Raw genomic sequence first — 16,890 nt, forward strand, 5'->3', positions numbered from 1 at the left:
GGGCGCGGACGGCGGTGGCGCTGGCCGCTCAGCCGCCGATGGCGGACATCGTGCGCTGCGGCTGGATGAAGCCGGGCTCGTTGACGCGGTGCTTGAGCTCCTTGCGCCAGATCGCGTCGCGGATGAGCTGCTCGAGGTCGTCGTCGGTCGCGCCCGTGCGCAGCGGGGTCCGGAGGTCGGTCTCGTTGAGGCTGAAGAGGCAGGTGCGCAGGCGGCCGTCGGCGGTGAGGCGGATGCGGTCGCAGTCGCCGCAGAAGGGCTCCGAGACGGGGTTGATCAGGCCGATCTTGCCGATGCCGTCGGCGAACCGGTGCGTGCGGGCGGTGGCGTGCGGCGCGCGCTCGGCGGGTTCGAGCGGGAAGTGCTTGTTGATGGCGTCGAAGATCTCGGCGCCGGTCAGGACCTGCGTCATGTCCCACGAGCGGTCGCCGTCGAGCGGCATGTACTCGATGAAGCGGACCTCGTAGGGGTGCTCGCGGGCGAAGCGGGCGAAGGGGAGGAGCTCGTGCTCGGTGAAGCCGCGGATCGCGACCGCGTTGACCTTGATCGGGTGGGCTTCCGGGAAGGTGGCGAGGTGCGCGAGGCCGCGCAGGACGCGGGGCAGAGCGTCGCGGCGGGTCTGGGCGAAGAAGCGGTCGCGCTGGAGCGAGTCGACCGAGACGTTGAAGCGGGCGATCCCGGCCTGCACCAGTGCTTGCGCGTCGCGTTCGAGCAGGAAGCCGTTGGTCGTGACGGAGACCTCGTCGAGCTTCTCGATCCTCGTGAGGAGGGCGGCGAGCGCCGGGAAGTCCTTGCGCACGAGCGGCTCGCCGCCGGTCAGCCGGACGGTCCGGATGCCCATCTGGGCGAGCAGCGCCGCGAGCCGCTCGATCTCCTCGAAGCGCAGGATGCCGTCGCGTTCCAGCCACTTCAGGCCCTCGGCGGGCATGCAGTACTGGCAGCGGAAGTTGCAGCGATCGGTGACCGAGATCCGGAGGTCCGAGATCCGGCGGCCGTGGCCGTCGATGAGCGGCTCGCGCTGCACGACTCGGAAGATACCCTGCCCGCGTGGCCCGCCCGTCCCGGATGACCCTCGCCGCCTCGCTCGCCGTTCTTGTAGGAGTTGCTGGCGGCGGCTGCGGCGCCGACACCGAGCCGACGACCACCGCCCCCAGCCAGGACACCCTCGTCCGGGCGGTCGTTGCGAAGTTCGGGATCGCGACGCAGAAGAGGGACTACAAGCAGATCTGCAACGACCTGCTGTCCTCCGCGCTGGTGGCCAGGATCGAAGACGTCGGCCTGCCCTGTGAAGGCGCTCTCCAACGCGGCCTCGGCGACGTCAAGTCCCCAACCCTCGAGATCACCGACGTCTCCATCAACGGCGACAAGGCCCTCGTCTCCGTCCACACCACCGCCTCCGGCCAACAGGCCTCCAACGACGCGCTGCAGCTGGTGAAGGAGAACAACTCCTGGCGCATCTCCTCGCTCGACGAGCCGGCGGGCAGCACGTCGACCGCGCCGCCATCGACTTCGACCTCGAAGGCCTATCCCAACGGCACCGACTAGACGGAGCAGCACCGTCTAGCCGAAACGGCAGGGGACTCGACAGGTGTCGTAGGTCGTGTAGCCAGCCGATCCAATTGGGTTGACGCGTGTTGAGCGATCTGTGTAGATGCGCGCCGTGCCCGTCCGGTCCAAGCCACTCACCATGTTGTTCGCGCTGCTCGCGCTCGGCATTGTCCGGTGACCGCGTGCGTGCTCGCCAGGAGCGGTCGCTGGAGCAGCGAGACGACGAAGGTGGTGCCCGCGGCTTGATCCGCTACGCGCCGATTTTCGTCGCCGTCGTCGGTTTCGGCCTGATCCTCTACGGCGCCGCCAAACGCCTGGGCGCTGGTCTGTGTGACCAGTGCTCCGGCGACCAGGGCCCGGGGAACCGACTGATCGCGTTTGGGCTCGGGCTGCTGATCCTGGCGGTGGTGATCACCATCGTCAGGTGGGTCAACTCACGGCCGGGCGATGGCGGCGGCGACTAGCCGAGCGTCTTGGTGTCGATGACGAAGCGGTAGCGGACGTCGGACTTCAGGACGCGGTCGAAGGCGGTGTCGACGGTGTCGGCGCCGATCAGCTCGATCGCGGGTGCGATCTCGTGCTCGGCGCAGAAGTCGATCATCTCCTGCGTCAGCGGCAGGCCGCCGGTGTTGGAGCCCGAGAGGATGCGGTCGCGGCCGATCAGGGAGCCGCCGTGGACGGTGTCCGGATCGGTCGGCAGGCCGACCGACACCATCGCGCCGCGGGGCTTGAGCAACCCAAGGTACTTGTCAACGGGCAGGTTGGCCGAGACCGTGTTGACGATCAGGTCATAGCGGTTGCGGAGCGTCTTGAACGTCTCCTTGTCCGCAGTCGCGTAGTAGTGGGAGGCGCCGAACCTACGGCCATCGGCCTCCTTGGACAGCGACTGCGACAGCACCGTCACCTCGGCGCCGAGCTTCGCGGCGATCTGCACGCCGACGTGCCCGAGGCCGCCCATCCCGACGATCGCCACCTGCTTGCCCGGCCCCGCGCCCCAGCGCTTGAGCGGGTTGTACATGGTGATGCCGGCGCACAGCAGCGGCGCCGCGACGTCGAGGCCGAGCGCGTCCGGGATCCGGATCACGAAGCGCTCGTCGACCACGACGTGCTGCGAGTAGCCGCCGTACGTGCGCTCGCCGTCGTAGCCGGTGCTGTTGTAGGTCGCGACCGCGCCCTTGGCGCAGAAGTGCTCGTCGCCCTCGACGCACGGCTCGCACTCGCCGCAGGAGTCGACGAAGCAGCCAACGCCGACGCGGTCGCCGACCTGATGGCGCGTGACCGCGTCGCCCACGGCGCTCACCGTCCCGGTGATCTCGTGGCCCGGGACGATCGGGAACGTCGAGCGCCCCCAGTCGTTGTCGCGCTGGTGGATGTCGCTGTGGCAGATCCCGCAGTAGGCGATGTCGATCGCGATGTCGGTGGGCTTCAGGTCCCGCCGCTCGATCGTCGTCGCCTCGAAGGGGGCCTTGGCAGCGGTGGCGTGCAGCGCGCGCGTCGTGGTGCTCATGCCCCTAGTTCTACGACAACGCGGCGCGCAGCGCCTGTGCGTCCTCGAACAGGGTGGCGCGCAGGCCGCCGTTGTAGAGCGCCGCGGCGGGGTGGTAGAGCGGGAACAGCTGACGCCCGCCCTCGCCCTCCAGCCGCGCGCCGTGGACCTCGGCGATCTTCGCGTCCGGGGCGAAGCGCGCCAGCGCGTGGCGCCCGAGCGGGACCAGCAGCTGGGGCCTGATGATGTCCAGCTGGCGCTCCAGCCACGGCCAGTGGTGGGCGACCTCGTCCCTCCTCGGGTCCCGGTTCCTCGGCGGCCGTGCCTTGACCACGTTGGTGATGAACACGGCCTCGCGCGGGATGCCGGCCTCGGCGAGCAAGGTGTCCAACAACCTCCCGGCCGCGCCGACGAACGGGACGCCCGCCGCGTCCTCCCTGGCGCCCGGCGCCTCACCGACGATCACGATCTCCGCGCTCGCGGGCCCGACGCCCGGGACGAGCTGCGTGCACGTCTCGCAGACCTCGAAGCCGCACCCCGCGCCCTTGTGCGCGCGGATCTCCTCGGCCAGCTCGTCCAGGTCGCGCTGCGCGCTCACTTCAGCAAGTCCTTCATCTGCGACGCGCCGGCCGGCGCGTCGTCGCCGCGGTTGTTGTTGAACATCACGCGCACCTCGTCGGCCTCCTCGGCCAGCGCCTCGGCGCGCTGGGCCAGCTCCTCGAGCTCCTGCGCGTCGTAGCGGTACCCGAACCGCTCGGCGACCGTCCGGCCCCTGACCCACCCGCGCGCGTTGCGGCCGTGCAGGCGCAGGTAGGCGAGCGCGGGGTTGGTGACCGCGTCGACCGGCGGCAGCATCGTCGGCGGCTTGCCCTGCGGCGCGTCGACCCCGACGAAGACGGCGCCGCGGTCGCGCAGCCAGCCGAACGTCGCGTCGCGGCGCTCGTCGTGCAGCCAGGCGCGGTGGCGGAACTCGACGGCGACGGGCGTCGGCGCAAGGCCCTCGACGATCACGTCCAGCTCCTCCAGCCGCTTCGACGGCGGCATGAAGGCGGGGGAGAGCTGGAGCAGGTAGGACGACAACTTGCCCGCGTCGGCCAGCGGCCTCATCGCCTTCCTGTAGGCCTTGCAGAGCGCGCGGTCCAGGTCGGCGTTCGGCCGGACCCGCCCGCGCGGCGTCGTGGCGACGTCGTCGCGCAGCGCCCTGGGGAGCGACCCCACCTCCGCGCTGTGGCGCGAGAGCGACTGATGCAACTTGACGTCGAAGGTGAAGGCCTTGGGCGTGACCTCGGCCCAGCGCCTCACGGTCGCCGCGCCCGGAACCGCGTAGTACGTCGCGTTCACCTCGACGCCCTCGAAGTGCTCGGCGTACCACGGCAGCCGGTCCCGGTCCGCGAGCCCCTCCGGGTACCACTCCGCGACGAACCCCGGATCGGCCCAGGAGGAGGTTCCGACGACGATCGTGCCCACGCCGTGGGCGCTACCCGTTCGGGCCCGCCGCGATCACCGCGCGGACCTCGTCCAGCGACGGCGCCTTGCCGAACCCGCGCAGCGTCCAGGTCGCGCCGGCGGCCTCCCACGGCGCGGGATCGTAGTCATGGTCGTTGGTCACGATCAGGTCATAGGCGCCGGTCACGCCCTCCTCGGCACGCTGCGAGGCGATCTCGCCGGCGAGCGTCGCCAGGGCCTCCGGGTCGGGCAGCTCGATCGGGAACAGCCCGTCCAGCCGCGCCGCGCGCCGGACCGGCTTGCGCGCCGGCCAGCGCGCCGCCGCCCAGACCGGGATCCGCGGCCGCTGCACCGGCAGCGGCGTGAACTCGCCGCTCCAGTAGGTCATCAACTGCGCCAGGCCCTCGTCGAGCAGTCGCCCGAGCTCCCTCGGGTCCGAGGGATCGCCGAACGGCGACAGCTCCCCGAAGGTGTCGGAGCCGATCCCGACGCCGAGTACCGTCCGGCCGCCGCTGAGCAGGTCCAGCGTGACGGTCTCGCGCGCCAGCTTCTGCGGCCGGCGGCGCGGGATCGGCGTGACCAGCGGGCCGATCCGGATCCGCTCGGTCGCGCCCGCGATCGCGGCCAGCACGATCCACGGGTCGAGCACATCGCGCACCGGCGCGCCGTAGACGATGTGGTCCCAGAGGAAGAAGCCGTCCCAGCCGCCGGCCTCGGCGTCGGCGGCCAGCTGCGCGAGCAGCCGCGGGTCGGCCAGCTCGTTGAACGGCGCGACGAAGATCCCACGGCGTGACGACATGCGCCGAACCTACCCGAGCCGCCGGGCGAGGAACGAGCGCAGCGCGTCGCGCCCGGTGCTCCCGGGCTCGCGCGAGAGGATCGAGTGGCCGGCGCCGTGGACGGTGACCAGCCGCGCGTCGCCCATCGCGCGGGCCTGGGCCCGCGCCCACTCCAGCGGCGTCGAGAGGTCGCGGTCGCCCGCGAGCAGCAGCGCGGGCGTCGTGATCCGGGCGGCGCGCGACGGCGCGGGCGGGGCGGTCGTCGGCGGCCAAGCGCGGCAGGTCGCCAGCAGGCCCTGGCCGAACGCGGTCGACACCGGCCACGGCGCGGTCGCGCTCGCCGGGACGCGGCGGCGCAGCGCGGCGAGCGCCGCTTCGCGCACCCGGAGCGGCGCGGCCGGCCCGCCGGGCCAGGCCGCGGGCGCGTCGGCGCACAGCGTCGCGGCGTGCAGGCCGGAGGAGAAGAAGCGGGCGGGCACGCCGCGCTCTTCGCCGCGCGTGAGCAGCAGGAGCGTCCGGATCGGCCGCAGGTTCCCGGCCGCCCCGGCGCGCAGCGCGCGCGTCACCGCGCCGAGGTGCGGCACGCCGATCGAGCGCTCGGTGATCGCGTCGAACAGGCCCGGCCCGAGGTCCGGGTGGTCCCGTAGGACGCGGCGCAGGTCGGCGGTCGCGGCGGGGCCGAGGACGCGCGCGGTCGCGCGCAGCGGGACGCGCTCCAGCAGCTCGGCGCCCTCCTGGGGCACGACGCTGTCGAGGATCAGCGCACGGGTCTGCCTGGGGTGGGCGAGCGCGTAGCGCTCGGCGACGAACGTCCCGTACGAGATCCCGCCGACGACCCACTCGGGGTCGCGCAGCGCGCGGCGCAGCGCGTCGAGGTCGGCGACGGTGTCGGCGGTTGTGTACGCGGCGCGGGCGCTGGCGAGCCTGCGGCCGCAGGCGGTCACCGCGGCGCGCGGCGGGACCGCGAGGTCCGACGTCCCGGCGGTCCGCTGCAGCGCCGGGCAGGAGAGCGCGCCGTCGCCCGTCCCGCGCTGGTCGACGACGACCAGCCGCATCCCGCTCGTCACGCTCCTCAGCCGCGCCGCGAGCCGCGCGGCGAACGGCAGCCCCGGCTGACCCGGGCCGCCGGTCAACATGATGTAGTCGCCCCGCGGATGCGACGCGCCGTCCTGCAGCGCGACGCGGAGCGTCAGCGTCCGCCCGTCCGCGGCGCGCGGCCCGCGACGGTGGAGGGGAACGGTGAGCGTCGCACAGCGGAAGCCGCCGCCGACGCGCGGCCCGCACGTCGCGCTCCGCAGCCTCGCCGCCGGCGCCGCGGCGACCACCCTCGGCGCGCTGGTCCTCGCCGTCCTTGTCGGCTCCGGCGCACCGCCGCCACCGCAGCCGGCGACGGCCACGGCGCAGAGCAACGCGATCCCGACGGCCCCGACCCGCACCGGGCGAGCGTACGCCCTAGGGGCGCTTCAGGAGGATCCAGACCAGCGCCGCCGCGAAGGCGATCTGGCCGAAGGTGAGCGCGGTGCCGAAGTTGGCGGCGCCCAGCGCTGCGGCGATCGCGGTGACGATCGCGAAGACGAGCAGGAGGACGAGGAGGTCGCGCTTCACAGGTGGGACTCCAGGGTCGCGACGAGCGTCGGCTCGTCGGTCGCGGGGTCGGCGGAGTCAAGCAGCTTCGCCGCCGCGCGGCGCCCACCCAGCGCGCGCAGGCCGCGCTCGCCGTGCTCGACCAGGAAGTCCTGGAGCGCCCCGGACCGGCGCGCCGCGACCCGGCGCGCGTGGACGTCGAGGGCCGCGCGGTGCTCGTCCAACGCGTCGACCAGCGTGTCGACCCCGACCACCGGCGACACGCTCGACACCGCGACGACCTTCGTGTCGCGCGAGCCCGCGCTGCGCAGCGCGGCGTTGAGGTCGCGGCGGGCGCGCATCGCGATGTCGCCGAGGTCGGCCTTGGTGACGACGAGCACGTCCGGGATCTCCATGATCCCGGACTTCAGGAACTGCAGGACGTCGCCGGAGCCGGGCTGCACGATCACCGCGACGGTGTCGGCGACCTCGCCGACCTCGGTCTCGGACTGCCCGACGCCGACGGTCTCGATGACCACCACGTCGAACGCGACGGCCAGCGCCTGCGCGGCCGCGCGCGTCGCGGGAGCAAGGCCACCAAGTCGGTCGCCGGCCGCCGTCGAGCGGATGAACAGGCCGCGGTCGTCGGGGTCGAAGGCGATCCGCGCGCGGTCGCCGAGCAGCGAGCCGCCGGACCGGCGCGACGACGGATCGACCGCGAGCACCGCGACCGAGCGATCCCGCGCGCGCCACTCCCGGCACAGCTCGCTCAACAGCGATGACTTGCCCGCGCCCGGCGGGCCGGTGACGCCGACGACGTGCCCGGCCGCCTCGCCACCGAGCGCCGCGGGAGACAACGACGACAACAACGCCCGGACCGCCTCGCGGTCGCGCGGGGCGCGCGACTCGACGAGGTTCAGGACCGCGGGCGCAGCGGAGAGGTCGCCGTCGCGCAGGCGCGCGGCGAGATGTTGGGGTTCAGCGGCCGCCAAGGTCGCGGCGGAGCCTACGCCTCGGCGCCGACGCCGTTGCGCTCGGCGACCAGGGCCACGATGTCGCGCATGATCTGCCCGAGGTCGAAGTCCTTGGGCGTGTAGACCGCGGCGACGCCCGCGTCCTTCAGCGGCTGCACGTCGGCGCTCGGGATGATCCCGCCGACCACGACCGGCGCGTCGACGCCGCGCGCCCGCAGCGCATCCACGACGTCCGGGATCAGCTCCTTGTGCGAGCCGCTCAGGATCGACAGCCCGATCACGTGGACGCCCTCCTGCTCGGCGCTCGCCGCGATCTGCGACGGCGTCAGCCGGATGCCCTCGTAGACGACGTCGAAGCCGATGTCGCGGGCGCGCACGGCGATCTGCTCGGCGCCGTTGGAGTGCCCGTCCAGCCCCGGCTTGCCGACCAGGATCTTCGGGCGCCGGCCCATCGCCTCGGCGAGGCGCTCGACCTCCTCGCGGATCTCGGCCAGGTCGGACTCGTCGCGGTCGCCCGCGGCGGCCTCGCCGACGCCGGTCGGCGCGCGGAACTCGCCGAAGGACTCGCGCAGCGCGGTCGACCACTCGCCGGTCGTCACGCCCGCCTTCGCGGCGGCGATCGTGGCGGGCATGATGTTCTCGTCGCTGCCCGCGACGCGGCGCAGCTCGGCCAGCGCGGCCTCGACGGCGTCGTTGTCGCGCGCGGCGCGCCAGGCGACGACCGCCTCGCGCTGCTGGGCCTCGACGGCCGCATCGACGGTCATGATCCCGCCCTCCTCGTCGACCAGCGGCGAGGGGCTCGACTCGGTGTACTTGTTGAGGCCGACGACGATCTGCTCGCCGTGCTCGATGCGCCGGATCCGCTCGCGGTGCGAGTCGACCAGCGCGGCCTTCATGTAGTCCACCGCCTTGACGGCGCCGCCGTGCTCCTCGACGACCGCCATCTCGGCGCGCGCGCCCTCCAGCAGCTCCGCTACGAGGCCCTCCATGACGACCGAGCCCTCGAAGATGTCGGGGTACTCCAACATGTCGGTCTCGTAGGCCATGACCTGCTGGATGCGCAGCGACCACTGCTGATCCCACGGGCGGGGGAGGCCGAGGGCCTCGTTCCACGCCGGCAGCTGCAGCGCGCGGGCGCGGGCGTTGCGGCCCATCGTCACCGCAAGTGCTTCAAGGACGATGCGCTGGACGTTGTTCTCCGGCTGCGACTCGGTCAGCCCGAGCGAGTTGACCTGCACGCCGTAGCGGAAGCGCAGCTGCTTCTCGTCGGTCACGCCGTAGCGCGTCCGGCCGAGCTCCTCCCAGAGCACGCTCATCGCCCGCAGCTTCGCGTGCTCCTCGATGAACCGCACGCCGGCGTTGACGAAGAACGAGATGCGCGCGAAGACCTTGCCCATCAGGTCCTCCGGCACGCGCTCGCGGACCGCGTCGAGCACCGCGATCGCGTTGGACATCGAGTACGCGATCTCCTGGACCGGCGTCGCGCCCGCCTCCTGGAGGTGGTACGAGCAGATGTTGATGGGGTTCCACTTCGGGACCTCGGTGACCGTGTAGGCCACCATGTCGGCGATCAGGCGCATCGACGGCCCGGGCGGGAACGCGTAGGTCCCGCGCGCCAGGAACTCCTTGATGATGTCGTTCTGGGTCGTGCCCTGGAGCTGGTCCTGCCCGACGCCGTTCTCCTCCGCCGTGCCGATGTACAGCGCCAGCAGCCAGGCCGCCGTAGCGTTGATCGTCATCGACGTGTTCATCTCGCCGAGCGGGATGCCGTCGAGCAGCGTGTGCATGTCGCCCTTGTGCGCGACCGGGACCCCGACCTTGCCGACCTCGCCCTTGGCCAGCTCGTGGTCGGCGTCGTAGCCGGTCTGCGTCGGCAGGTCGAAGGCGATCGACAGGCCCGTCTGGCCCTTGGCGAGGTTGGAGCGGTACAGCTCGTTGGAGGCCTTCGCGGTCGAGTGACCGGCGTAGGTCCGCATCATCCAGGGGCGGTCGCGCTCCGGCAGGCGATGATCCATGCACGGCATCGTACTTGTGCGATAGCCCACTTGGGCTACTCGTCGGGCGGGGTGCTGCCGTCGTCTCGCTGCCACTAGGCTCAGGCGCCGTGCCCGCGCCCCTGCTCGAACGCGCCGCGACGTCGCTGCGGCTGCGCGCCCTGGACCTGCGCGACCGCGTGGCCGGGCGCGGCGACCCGCTGGTCCCGCCGCGGCGGTTGCACTTCGTCGGCCACGCCGACTCGGACTTCGCGGGGACCGGCGACGAGTTCCTGGGGCACTTCATCACGCTCGGCGGGCTGTCGCCGCGGGATCGTGTCCTGGACATCGGCTGCGGGATCGGGCGGATGGCCCGGCCGCTGGCCGGGTTCCTGGATGCCGCGGGCGGCGGCGCCTACGACGGGTTCGACATCAACGCCGACGGGATCGCCTGGTGCCGCGCGCACTACGAGACCGCCGGGCATCCGGAGTTCGCGTTCGTCGTCGCCGACATCTTCAACACGCGCTACAACCCGGCCGGGACGCAGGCCGCCGCGGAGTTCACGTTCCCCTACGACGACGGGACGTTCGGCTTCGCGCTGGCGACGTCGGTGTTCACGCACCTCGTGGCGGACGCCGCGGAGCGGTACGTGAGCGAGGCCGCGCGGGTCCTGCGCGAGGGCGGGACGCTGTTCGCGACGTGGCTGTTGTTGGATGACAACTCGCGCGACGCGGTCCGGGCGGGGCGCGCCGCGCTGCCGTTCCGGATCAACAGCGACAACAACGAGACGTCCGCGGTGATCGACCCGGCCGTGCCCGAGGACGCGATCGCGTTCGACCGCGCGTGGCTGCAGGGGTTGTACGGGCGTCACGGCCTGACCATCACCGCGATCCACGACGGGACCTGGCGGGGCGGGGCCGGACCGACCTACCAGGACGTCGTCATCGCCACGAAGGGGACACCTACACCATGACCTCGGACCTCCACCGCGAGATCGAGACCCACTTCCAGGGCGCCGAGAAGGCGGTCTGCACGCACTGGATCGACGGCTACGTCATCGATCCGGGGCCGGACTCGTCGGTCGGCAACGTCCTGGCGGCGCTCGGCGACGAGCGGCCGAAGGCCGTCCTGCTGACCCACATCCACCTCGACCACGCGGGCGGCGCGGGCGCGCTGGTGGAGAAGTGGCCGGACCTGGAGGTCTGGGTCCACGAGCGCGGCGCCAAGCACGTGATCGACCCGTCGCGGCTGGTCGCGAGCGCCGAGCGGATCTACGGCGACGCGATGGAGCGCCTGTGGGGCCGGATCGTCCCGGTGCCGGAGGGCAACGTTCGTGTGTTGAGCGGCGACGGCGGGCGCGCGGGCGGGCTGGAGTGGGCGTACACGCCCGGGCACGCGGTCCACCACGTCGCCTACCGCCACGAGGACACCAACATCGTCTTCGCGGGAGACGTGGCCGGCGTGCGCATCGGCGACGGGCCGATCCTGCCGCCGACGCCGCCGCCGGACATCGACGTGGAGCGGTGGCACCGGTCGATCGACCTGGTCGCGGCGTGGAGGCCGAGCGCGCTGGCGCTGACGCACTTCGGGACGTTCACCGACGTCGAGCGTCACCTCGCAGACCTGCACGTCGAGCTCGATCGCTGGGCCCAGGTCGCGCGCGGGGCCGATGCGGCCGAGTTCGAACGCGCCATCCGGGCGGAGTTCGACGGGGTCACCGACGAGGACGGGTACCTCAAGGCCATGCCGCCGGACACGCTGTACGGCGGGCTGGCGCGTTACTGGCAGAAGCGCGATACTTCCGAGCCGCAATGAGCCAGACCATCGAGCTACCGAGAACCGCAGGACCCGACGGCGCCCTTGGGGGCGCCTGGCGCGTGATCGTCCGCAACGACGACCACAACACCTTCGACCACGTGGCCGGCACGTTGGCCCGGCACATCCCGGGCATCGACATGAGCAAGGGCTACGCGATCGCCGACCGGATCCACGCCGCGGGGCTGGCGATCGTCTGGTCCGGTCACAAGGAGCTGGCCGAGCATTACTGGGCGCAGCTGCGGGACGCGGGCCTGACGATGGCCCCGCTCGAGCAGAGCTAGCGCGACCGGTCCCGATCCTGGGACCGTCTGCCTCCTGACCCGCGGGCCGTTACCCTCCCGTGAGGATGGCCGATTCAGGGGGGCACATCGTCGAGACCGCCGCCCGCGCTGCGCGGGAGCAGGAACTGCTGCGCCGCTACCACCACGGGGGCGACGTGCGGGCGCGGGACCAGCTGGCCGAGGAGATGCTCCCGCTGGCACGGGCGCTGGCTGGCCGCTACGCGGGGCGCGGCGAGCCGATGGACGACCTCGTGCAGGTCGCCTGCGTCGGGATCATGAAGGCGATCGAGGGCTTCGACCTGACGCGCGAGGTGCGGTTCTCGTCGTACGCGACGCCGACGGTGCTGGGGGAGATCAAGCGCCACTTCCGCGATCGCACCTGGGCGATGCGCGTGCCGCGCGGGCTGCAGGAGCTGCAGCTCGAGGTCGCGAAGAAGCGCGACGAGCTGACCGGGGCTTTGGGCCGCTCGCCGACGGTCCAGGAGCTGGCCGACGCGATCGACGCGCCGTTCGAGGAGGTGCTGGCGACGATCCAGTCCGTGGGCGCGCGCCGCACACGGTCGCTGGACGAGCCGACCGGCGAGGACATGACGCTCGCCGATTCCATCGGCGGTCGCGACATCGAGCTGGAACGCGCGGAGATGCGCGTGCTGTTGGACGAAGCCATGGACGTGTTGAGCGAACGCGACCGCGAGGTCCTCCGGTTGCGCTTCGCCGAAGACCTCACCCAAACCGAGATCTCGACCCGCATCGGCGTCTCCCAGATGCAGGTCTCCCGCATCATCCGCCAGTCGATCGCCAAGCTCCGGCTGGACATCGACAAGTCGCCTGCCGCCGGCTAACCGCTCCACGCGCCGGCCCGCTGCGGCGGTGCAACCGCTCCTTCCGCGACATCACTCCGCGGCACCGCAGTCGGCTCGGATGAAGGCGCTTCGCTTGGTCGTCGTCGCTCGCCGCAACGCGCGGCGGTCGCGGTCTTTGCCGCCGGCCGTCCGGCATCGCACCACGCGTTCGACTCGCCATGGCAACGCCGCCGCTGGTTCCGCGACGTCGCTCCACGGCGCTGCGAGTCTCTCGGATGAAGGCGCTTCGCTTGATCGTCGGCGCCCGCTGCAACGCGCAGCCGTCGCGGTCTTCGCTGTCATCCGTCCGGCCCGGCGCTTGGCCGGCGGCGGCGGGCAGAGCCCGCCGCCGGCAACCCGTACAACTACGCGCTTCGCGCTGCGCTACGCCGGCAGGCGGAACTCGCCGACCATGCGGGCCAGCTCGACCGCGGTCGAGGCCAGCGTGTCCGCCGATGCCGCGATCTCCTGCGACGCGGCCGACGTCTGCTGCGTCGAGGCCGAGACCTGCTCGGTCGCGGCGCTCGTCTGCTCGCTGATCGCGGCGACGTCGGCGATCTCGGCGTCCATGCGGGCGCTCGTCTCCGACAGCTGCGCCACCGCGGCGGCGATCTCGCCGACGCGGCCGCCGACGGCCTCGACCTCGGTCGTGATCCGCTCGAACGCGTCACGGGCGGAGGCGACGGTCGCGGTGCCCTGGTCGGTCCGGGTCGCGCCGAGCTCGACGACCTCGACCGCGCGGGTCGTCTCGGCCTGGATCTCGGTGATCAGCGACGCGATCGACGCCGCGGCGCTCTGGGACTCCTCGGCGAGCTTGCGGACCTCCTCCGCAACGACGGCGAAGCCGCGGCCCTGCTCGCCCGCGCGCGCCGCCTCGATGGCGGCGTTCAAGGCCAACAGGTTGGTCTGCTCGGCGATGCCGGTGATGGCATCGACGATGCCGCCGATCTGCTCCGACTTCGCGCCGAGCTCGCGGATCGCCTCGGTCGCCTGCGTGCTCGCCTCGCGGACCGACGCCATCGCGTCGGTCGCCTCGCGCACGGCCTCGGCGCCGTCGACCGCGACCTGGCGGGCCGCGTCGGCCGCGCCGGCGGTCTCCTGCGCCACGCCCGCGGACGAGCGCGCGGCCGCGACCATGTCGCCCGTCAGCACCCGCGCGCCGTCGATCGCCTTGACCTGGCGCTCGGCGCCGGTCGCGACGTCCTCGACCGCGCTGGCGATCTCGCCGACCGCACGGCCGCTGTCGCGCGACGTCGCGGCCATCTGGCCGGACGCGGCCGACAGCGTCGACACGGACTCGGAGACCGCGCCGATCATCGTGCCGAGGCCGTCGAGCGACTTGTTGTAGGACGTGATCGACGCCGCCGTGTCGGTACGGATCGCATCGACCATCTCCGCGATCTCGCCGATCTCGTCGCGGCTGCGCGCGACGATCGGCTCGGTGACCGGCTCCGCGTGCAGCGTCAGGTCGCCATGGGCGATGCCGTCCAGGCCCTCGCGCAGCGCGGCGGTGTCGCGGTCGCGCAGCGAGGTCAGCGTGCGCAGGATGTCGCGGACGCCGCGGCGGATGACCGCCGACAGGCGCAGCGCCGAGGCCAACCCCACCAACAACGTGACAACCAGCGAGATGACGACCCAGTTGCGGCCCGTGTCGTGCGCGCTCTTGATGTCGCTCTTGGCCTGCTCGGCGTAGACGGCGCTGTCGGCGGCGAACTTCGCCGAGTCGCCGCGCAGCGCCGCGATCACACGGTTCAGCGCGTCGAGCGTCGACTTGACCGCGACGGGGCCCTTGGCGACGCGCGCGGCGTCCAGCGCCTTGCCGAAGGCGACGACCTCGCGCTGGATCCGGTGCGCGAGGGCGCGCTGCTCCGGCGGCGCGGCGTCGAGCTGCTTGGAGAGGCCGGCGAGCGCCTTGAGGTCCTGACCGGTCGCGGCGTCCAACACCTTGAACTCGGGCCGCCTGTCGGCCTCGATCGGGCCGTACTGCGCGACCAGCAGCGAGAACGTGGTGCTCTGGAGCGCGAGGTCGGTCGTGCGCTGCTGGACCTGCAGCGCGGCGGACGTCGGGAGGTAGGCGTGGTCGTGCATCGCGACGCCGGACGTCTCGACCGAGCCGAGGCGCGAGAGCGCGATGAGGGAGCCGATCGTCGCGAGGGCGATCAGCAGCAGCGAGCTGCCGAGCAGCTTGCCGCGCAGGGACAATGCGGGCACAGAGGATCCTTCGAAGGTCGTGGGGGGAGTACTGCGGGTACTTCTCCCACGTCCGTCGCCCGCCCGGCCGCGCGCTGGACGGCGACCGGACGAACGGCTGAGCCGCTCGTCCGGCCGGTGTCCGAAGGGGAACGACTAGGCGACGGTGAAGCGCGAGACGAGCGTCTCGAGCTCCTGCGCGGTCGTCGCCAGCTCCTGCGCGGCGGCCGCGATCTGCTGGGTCGACGCGGAGGTCTGCTCGGTCGAGGCGGACACCTCTTCCGACGTCGCCGACGACGCCTCGGCGACCGCGCCGACGGCGTCCAGCTCCTCCTCCATGCGCTGCGAGGACTGGGCGATCTCCTCGACCGCGGCGGCGATCCCGGCGACGCGGGCGTCCATGTCGCGGACGCCGGCGCCGATGCGGTCGAACGCGGCGCGGGCCTGGTCGACGACCTCGGCGCCCTGCGCGGTCCGCGCGGCGCCGTCGTCGACGACGCCGACCGCGCGGCTCGTCTCGGAGACGATCTCACCGATCAGCGAAGCGATGGACGCCGCGGCCTGCGACGACTCCTCGGCGAGCTTGCGGACCTCCTCGGCCACGACGGCGAAGCCGCGGCCCTGCTCGCCCGCGCGAGCCGCCTCGATGGCGGCGTTCAAGGCCAACAGGTTGGTCTGCTCGGCGATCGTGGTGATCGTGTCGACGATCCCGCCGATCTGGCCGGACTTGTCGCCCAGCGAGCGGATCGCGGCGGTGACGTCGGCGCTCGACGCCTGGACCGACGCCATCGCGGCGGTCGCGGCGCCGACCGCGTCGGAGCCCTCCTCGGCGGCGCGGGCCGCGTCGGCGGCGGCGGCCGCGGTCTCGCGGGCGCCGTCGGCCCCCACGGACACGGCGCCGCTCAGCGAGGCGGCCGACGAGCGGGCGGACTGGATCGCGCCGACCTGGCGCTCGGCACCCGCGGCGACGTCGCCGACGGCGCGGGCGATGTCGTCGACCGCGCGGCCGGTCTCGGTCGAGGTGTTCGCCATCTCCTGCGCGGCCGTGGAGAGCGTGCGCGAGGACGACGTCAGCTTCGCGACGAGCGCGCGCAGGTCCTCGATCATCTTCGCGAACGCGCGGCCGAGGACGTCGCGCTCGGAGCGCGGCGTCACGGTGGCCGTGAGGTCGCCGGCGGCGACGCGCTCGGCGGCCGAGCTCATCTCGCGCAGCGAGTCCACGACCGATCCGAAGTGCTTGGCGGTCACGGCCAGCTCGTCGTCGCCGGAGACGTCGAGCGTGTGCTCGGTGTCGCCCTCGGCGAGGTGCCGGGCGGCGATGCCGATCTTCTTGGCGCGGCCCGCGAGCGAGCGCGTGATCAGGACCGAGACGAGCGCCGCGAGGACGATCCCGAGGATCAGCGCGATGATCGTGACGCGCTTGGCGTTGTTGGAGGCGTCGATCGCCTTGGCCTCGGACCGCTCGCGGCCCTTCTGCAGGTAGGCGGCGATCTTCGCCGACGCGCCGATCGGCCCGCGGACGTAGGTGTCGGCCTTGCGCAGCGCGGCGACGGCGGCGGCGTGGTCGCCGCGGGCGACGGCCGGGAAGAGCAGCTTGTGCACGGCGTTGTCGTGCTTGTGGTCGGTCGCGGCGGCGGACTCCGAGATCTTCGTGATCTGCGGGTCGTGCAGCTTGGCGGCGGCGGCGGACGCGGCGTCGGAGATCTTGACGCCCGCCTGCCACTCGGCCTTGTACTTGGGGTCGAACGTGGCGACGTACAGCGCCTGGGCGGACTGCTGCTGGCGCGAGCCGGTGACCTGGCGCGCGATCGCGTCCTGGCCGGCCTGCCAGCGGTCGAGCTCCCGCCAGTGGTTGTTGGCGGACGACTGCATCGTCACGGCGACGATCAGGGCCAACGAGAAGAGCGCGACGATCGCGCCGAAGGCGGCCGCGAGCTTGCGGCCGATGGTCCAGCGGAACAGCTGAGACATGTGGGGGGAAGCTCCAGG

At 72.8% G+C, this 16,890-nt stretch carries 17 protein-coding genes; 6 read left to right on the top strand and 11 right to left on the bottom strand.

The annotated features are described in order from the left end of the window. Positions 1-28: 28 nt before the first annotated feature. Positions 29-1,024 (bottom strand): GTP 3',8-cyclase MoaA, encoded by a 996-nt coding sequence (gene moaA / locus H030_RS0116070; protein WP_081690855.1) that lies wholly within the window; start codon positions 1,022-1,024, stop codon positions 29-31. Between the two features lie 23 nt (positions 1,025-1,047). On the opposite strand from moaA, the gene H030_RS0116075 reads away from it, so the two are divergent. Further along, entirely contained in the window at positions 1,048-1,545 is a 498-nt protein-coding gene (locus tag H030_RS0116075; RefSeq protein ID WP_155892080.1) for a DUF4878 domain-containing protein, read from the top strand. Between the two features lie 245 nt (positions 1,546-1,790). After that, positions 1,791-2,012 (top strand): hypothetical protein, encoded by a 222-nt coding sequence (locus H030_RS0116080; protein WP_155892081.1) that lies wholly within the window; start codon positions 1,791-1,793, stop codon positions 2,010-2,012. On the opposite strand, the gene H030_RS0116085 is transcribed toward H030_RS0116080, so the two are convergent. From H030_RS0116085 to H030_RS0116120, 8 genes are read right to left on the bottom strand one after another with little or no spacing between them, the layout of a single operon-like run. Beyond that, positions 2,009-3,055: an NAD(P)-dependent alcohol dehydrogenase gene (locus tag H030_RS0116085; RefSeq protein WP_027006859.1), complete on the bottom strand. Its 1,047-nt coding sequence runs from the start codon at positions 3,053-3,055 to the stop codon at positions 2,009-2,011. The genes H030_RS0116080 and H030_RS0116085 overlap by 4 nt on opposite strands. A 10-nt stretch (positions 3,056-3,065) precedes the next feature. Then, positions 3,066-3,632 carry a uracil-DNA glycosylase gene (locus H030_RS0116090; protein WP_027006860.1) on the bottom strand — a complete coding sequence of 189 codons (567 nt, stop codon included), beginning with the start codon at positions 3,630-3,632 and terminating at the stop codon, positions 3,066-3,068. After that, positions 3,629-4,501, bottom strand: coding sequence for a DUF72 domain-containing protein (locus tag H030_RS0116095; protein WP_027006861.1), 873 nt, complete (start codon positions 4,499-4,501; stop codon positions 3,629-3,631). The genes H030_RS0116090 and H030_RS0116095 overlap by 4 nt, the downstream gene beginning before the upstream one ends. A 10-nt stretch (positions 4,502-4,511) precedes the next feature. Beyond that, positions 4,512-5,279 carry an LLM class flavin-dependent oxidoreductase gene (locus tag H030_RS0116100; RefSeq protein ID WP_027006862.1) on the bottom strand — a complete coding sequence of 256 codons (768 nt, stop codon included), beginning with the start codon at positions 5,277-5,279 and terminating at the stop codon, positions 4,512-4,514. Between the two features lie 9 nt (positions 5,280-5,288). Next, positions 5,289-6,695 (bottom strand): alpha/beta hydrolase, encoded by a 1,407-nt coding sequence (locus H030_RS32735; protein ID WP_051222883.1) that lies wholly within the window; start codon positions 6,693-6,695, stop codon positions 5,289-5,291. Positions 6,696-6,711: 16 nt separating this feature from the next. Next, positions 6,712-6,864, bottom strand: a complete 153-nt coding sequence (locus H030_RS39135) for a hypothetical protein (RefSeq protein ID WP_155892082.1) — start codon at positions 6,862-6,864, stop codon at positions 6,712-6,714. Further along, positions 6,861-7,814, bottom strand: a complete 954-nt coding sequence (locus tag H030_RS32740; RefSeq protein ID WP_035127830.1) for a GTP-binding protein — start codon at positions 7,812-7,814, stop codon at positions 6,861-6,863. The genes H030_RS39135 and H030_RS32740 overlap by 4 nt, the downstream gene beginning before the upstream one ends. A gap of 14 nt (positions 7,815-7,828) precedes the next feature. Next, the gene (locus tag H030_RS0116120) at positions 7,829-9,820 is read right to left on the bottom strand and encodes a protein meaA (RefSeq protein WP_027006863.1); all 1,992 of its coding nucleotides are present in this window, start codon (positions 9,818-9,820) and stop codon (positions 7,829-7,831) included. An 80-nt stretch (positions 9,821-9,900) separates the two neighbouring features. On the opposite strand from H030_RS0116120, the gene H030_RS0116125 reads away from it, so the two are divergent. From H030_RS0116125 to H030_RS0116140, 4 genes are all read left to right on the top strand, one after another. After that, on the top strand, positions 9,901-10,743 hold the full coding sequence (locus H030_RS0116125; protein ID WP_051222885.1) for a class I SAM-dependent methyltransferase: 843 nt from the start codon (positions 9,901-9,903) through the stop codon (positions 10,741-10,743). Next, positions 10,740-11,585: an MBL fold metallo-hydrolase gene (locus H030_RS0116130; protein ID WP_027006865.1), complete on the top strand. Its 846-nt coding sequence runs from the start codon at positions 10,740-10,742 to the stop codon at positions 11,583-11,585. The genes H030_RS0116125 and H030_RS0116130 overlap by 4 nt, the downstream gene beginning before the upstream one ends. After that, entirely contained in the window at positions 11,582-11,869 is a 288-nt protein-coding gene (locus H030_RS0116135; RefSeq protein ID WP_027006866.1) for an ATP-dependent Clp protease adaptor ClpS, read from the top strand. Before H030_RS0116130 ends, H030_RS0116135 begins: the two co-directional genes overlap by 4 nt. Positions 11,870-11,934: 65 nt before the next feature. Further along, the gene (locus tag H030_RS0116140; protein ID WP_035128488.1) at positions 11,935-12,711 is read left to right on the top strand and encodes a SigB/SigF/SigG family RNA polymerase sigma factor; all 777 of its coding nucleotides are present in this window, start codon (positions 11,935-11,937) and stop codon (positions 12,709-12,711) included. 384 nt (positions 12,712-13,095) lie between these two features. Here the strand turns inward: H030_RS0116140 and H030_RS32745 are convergent, their stop codons facing one another. Together H030_RS32745 and H030_RS37275 are read right to left on the bottom strand one after the other, a co-directional pair. After that, positions 13,096-14,922, bottom strand: a complete 1,827-nt coding sequence (locus H030_RS32745) for a methyl-accepting chemotaxis protein (RefSeq protein WP_155892084.1) — start codon at positions 14,920-14,922, stop codon at positions 13,096-13,098. A gap of 135 nt (positions 14,923-15,057) precedes the next feature. Continuing rightward, a complete protein-coding gene (locus H030_RS37275; protein WP_051222887.1) occupies positions 15,058-16,872 on the bottom strand; it encodes a methyl-accepting chemotaxis protein in 1,815 nt (604 codons plus the stop codon). Positions 16,873-16,890 lie beyond the last annotated feature (18 nt).

Source organism: Conexibacter woesei Iso977N (genome assembly GCF_000424625.1).
GTDB classification, from domain to species: Bacteria; Actinomycetota; Thermoleophilia; order Solirubrobacterales; family Solirubrobacteraceae; genus Baekduia; species Baekduia woesei_A.

What these genes read in the sequence shown, in the direction of transcription:
- H030_RS0116085 (WP_027006859.1), bottom strand. Translation starts at nt 3,055, where the DNA reads ATGAGCACCACGACGCGCGCGCTGCACGCCACCGCTGCCAAGGCCCCC.
- H030_RS0116100 (WP_027006862.1), bottom strand. Translation starts at nt 5,279, where the DNA reads ATGTCGTCACGCCGTGGGATCTTCGTCGCGCCGTTCAACGAGCTGGCC.
- H030_RS0116120 (WP_027006863.1), bottom strand. Translation starts at nt 9,820, where the DNA reads ATGCCGTGCATGGATCATCGCCTGCCGGAGCGCGACCGCCCCTGGATG.
- H030_RS0116130 (WP_027006865.1), top strand. Translation starts at nt 10,740, where the DNA reads ATGACCTCGGACCTCCACCGCGAGATCGAGACCCACTTCCAGGGCGCC.
- H030_RS0116135 (WP_027006866.1), top strand. Translation starts at nt 11,582, where the DNA reads ATGAGCCAGACCATCGAGCTACCGAGAACCGCAGGACCCGACGGCGCC.
- H030_RS0116140 (WP_035128488.1), top strand. Translation starts at nt 11,935, where the DNA reads ATGGCCGATTCAGGGGGGCACATCGTCGAGACCGCCGCCCGCGCTGCG.
- H030_RS37275 (WP_051222887.1), bottom strand. Translation starts at nt 16,872, where the DNA reads ATGTCTCAGCTGTTCCGCTGGACCATCGGCCGCAAGCTCGCGGCCGCC.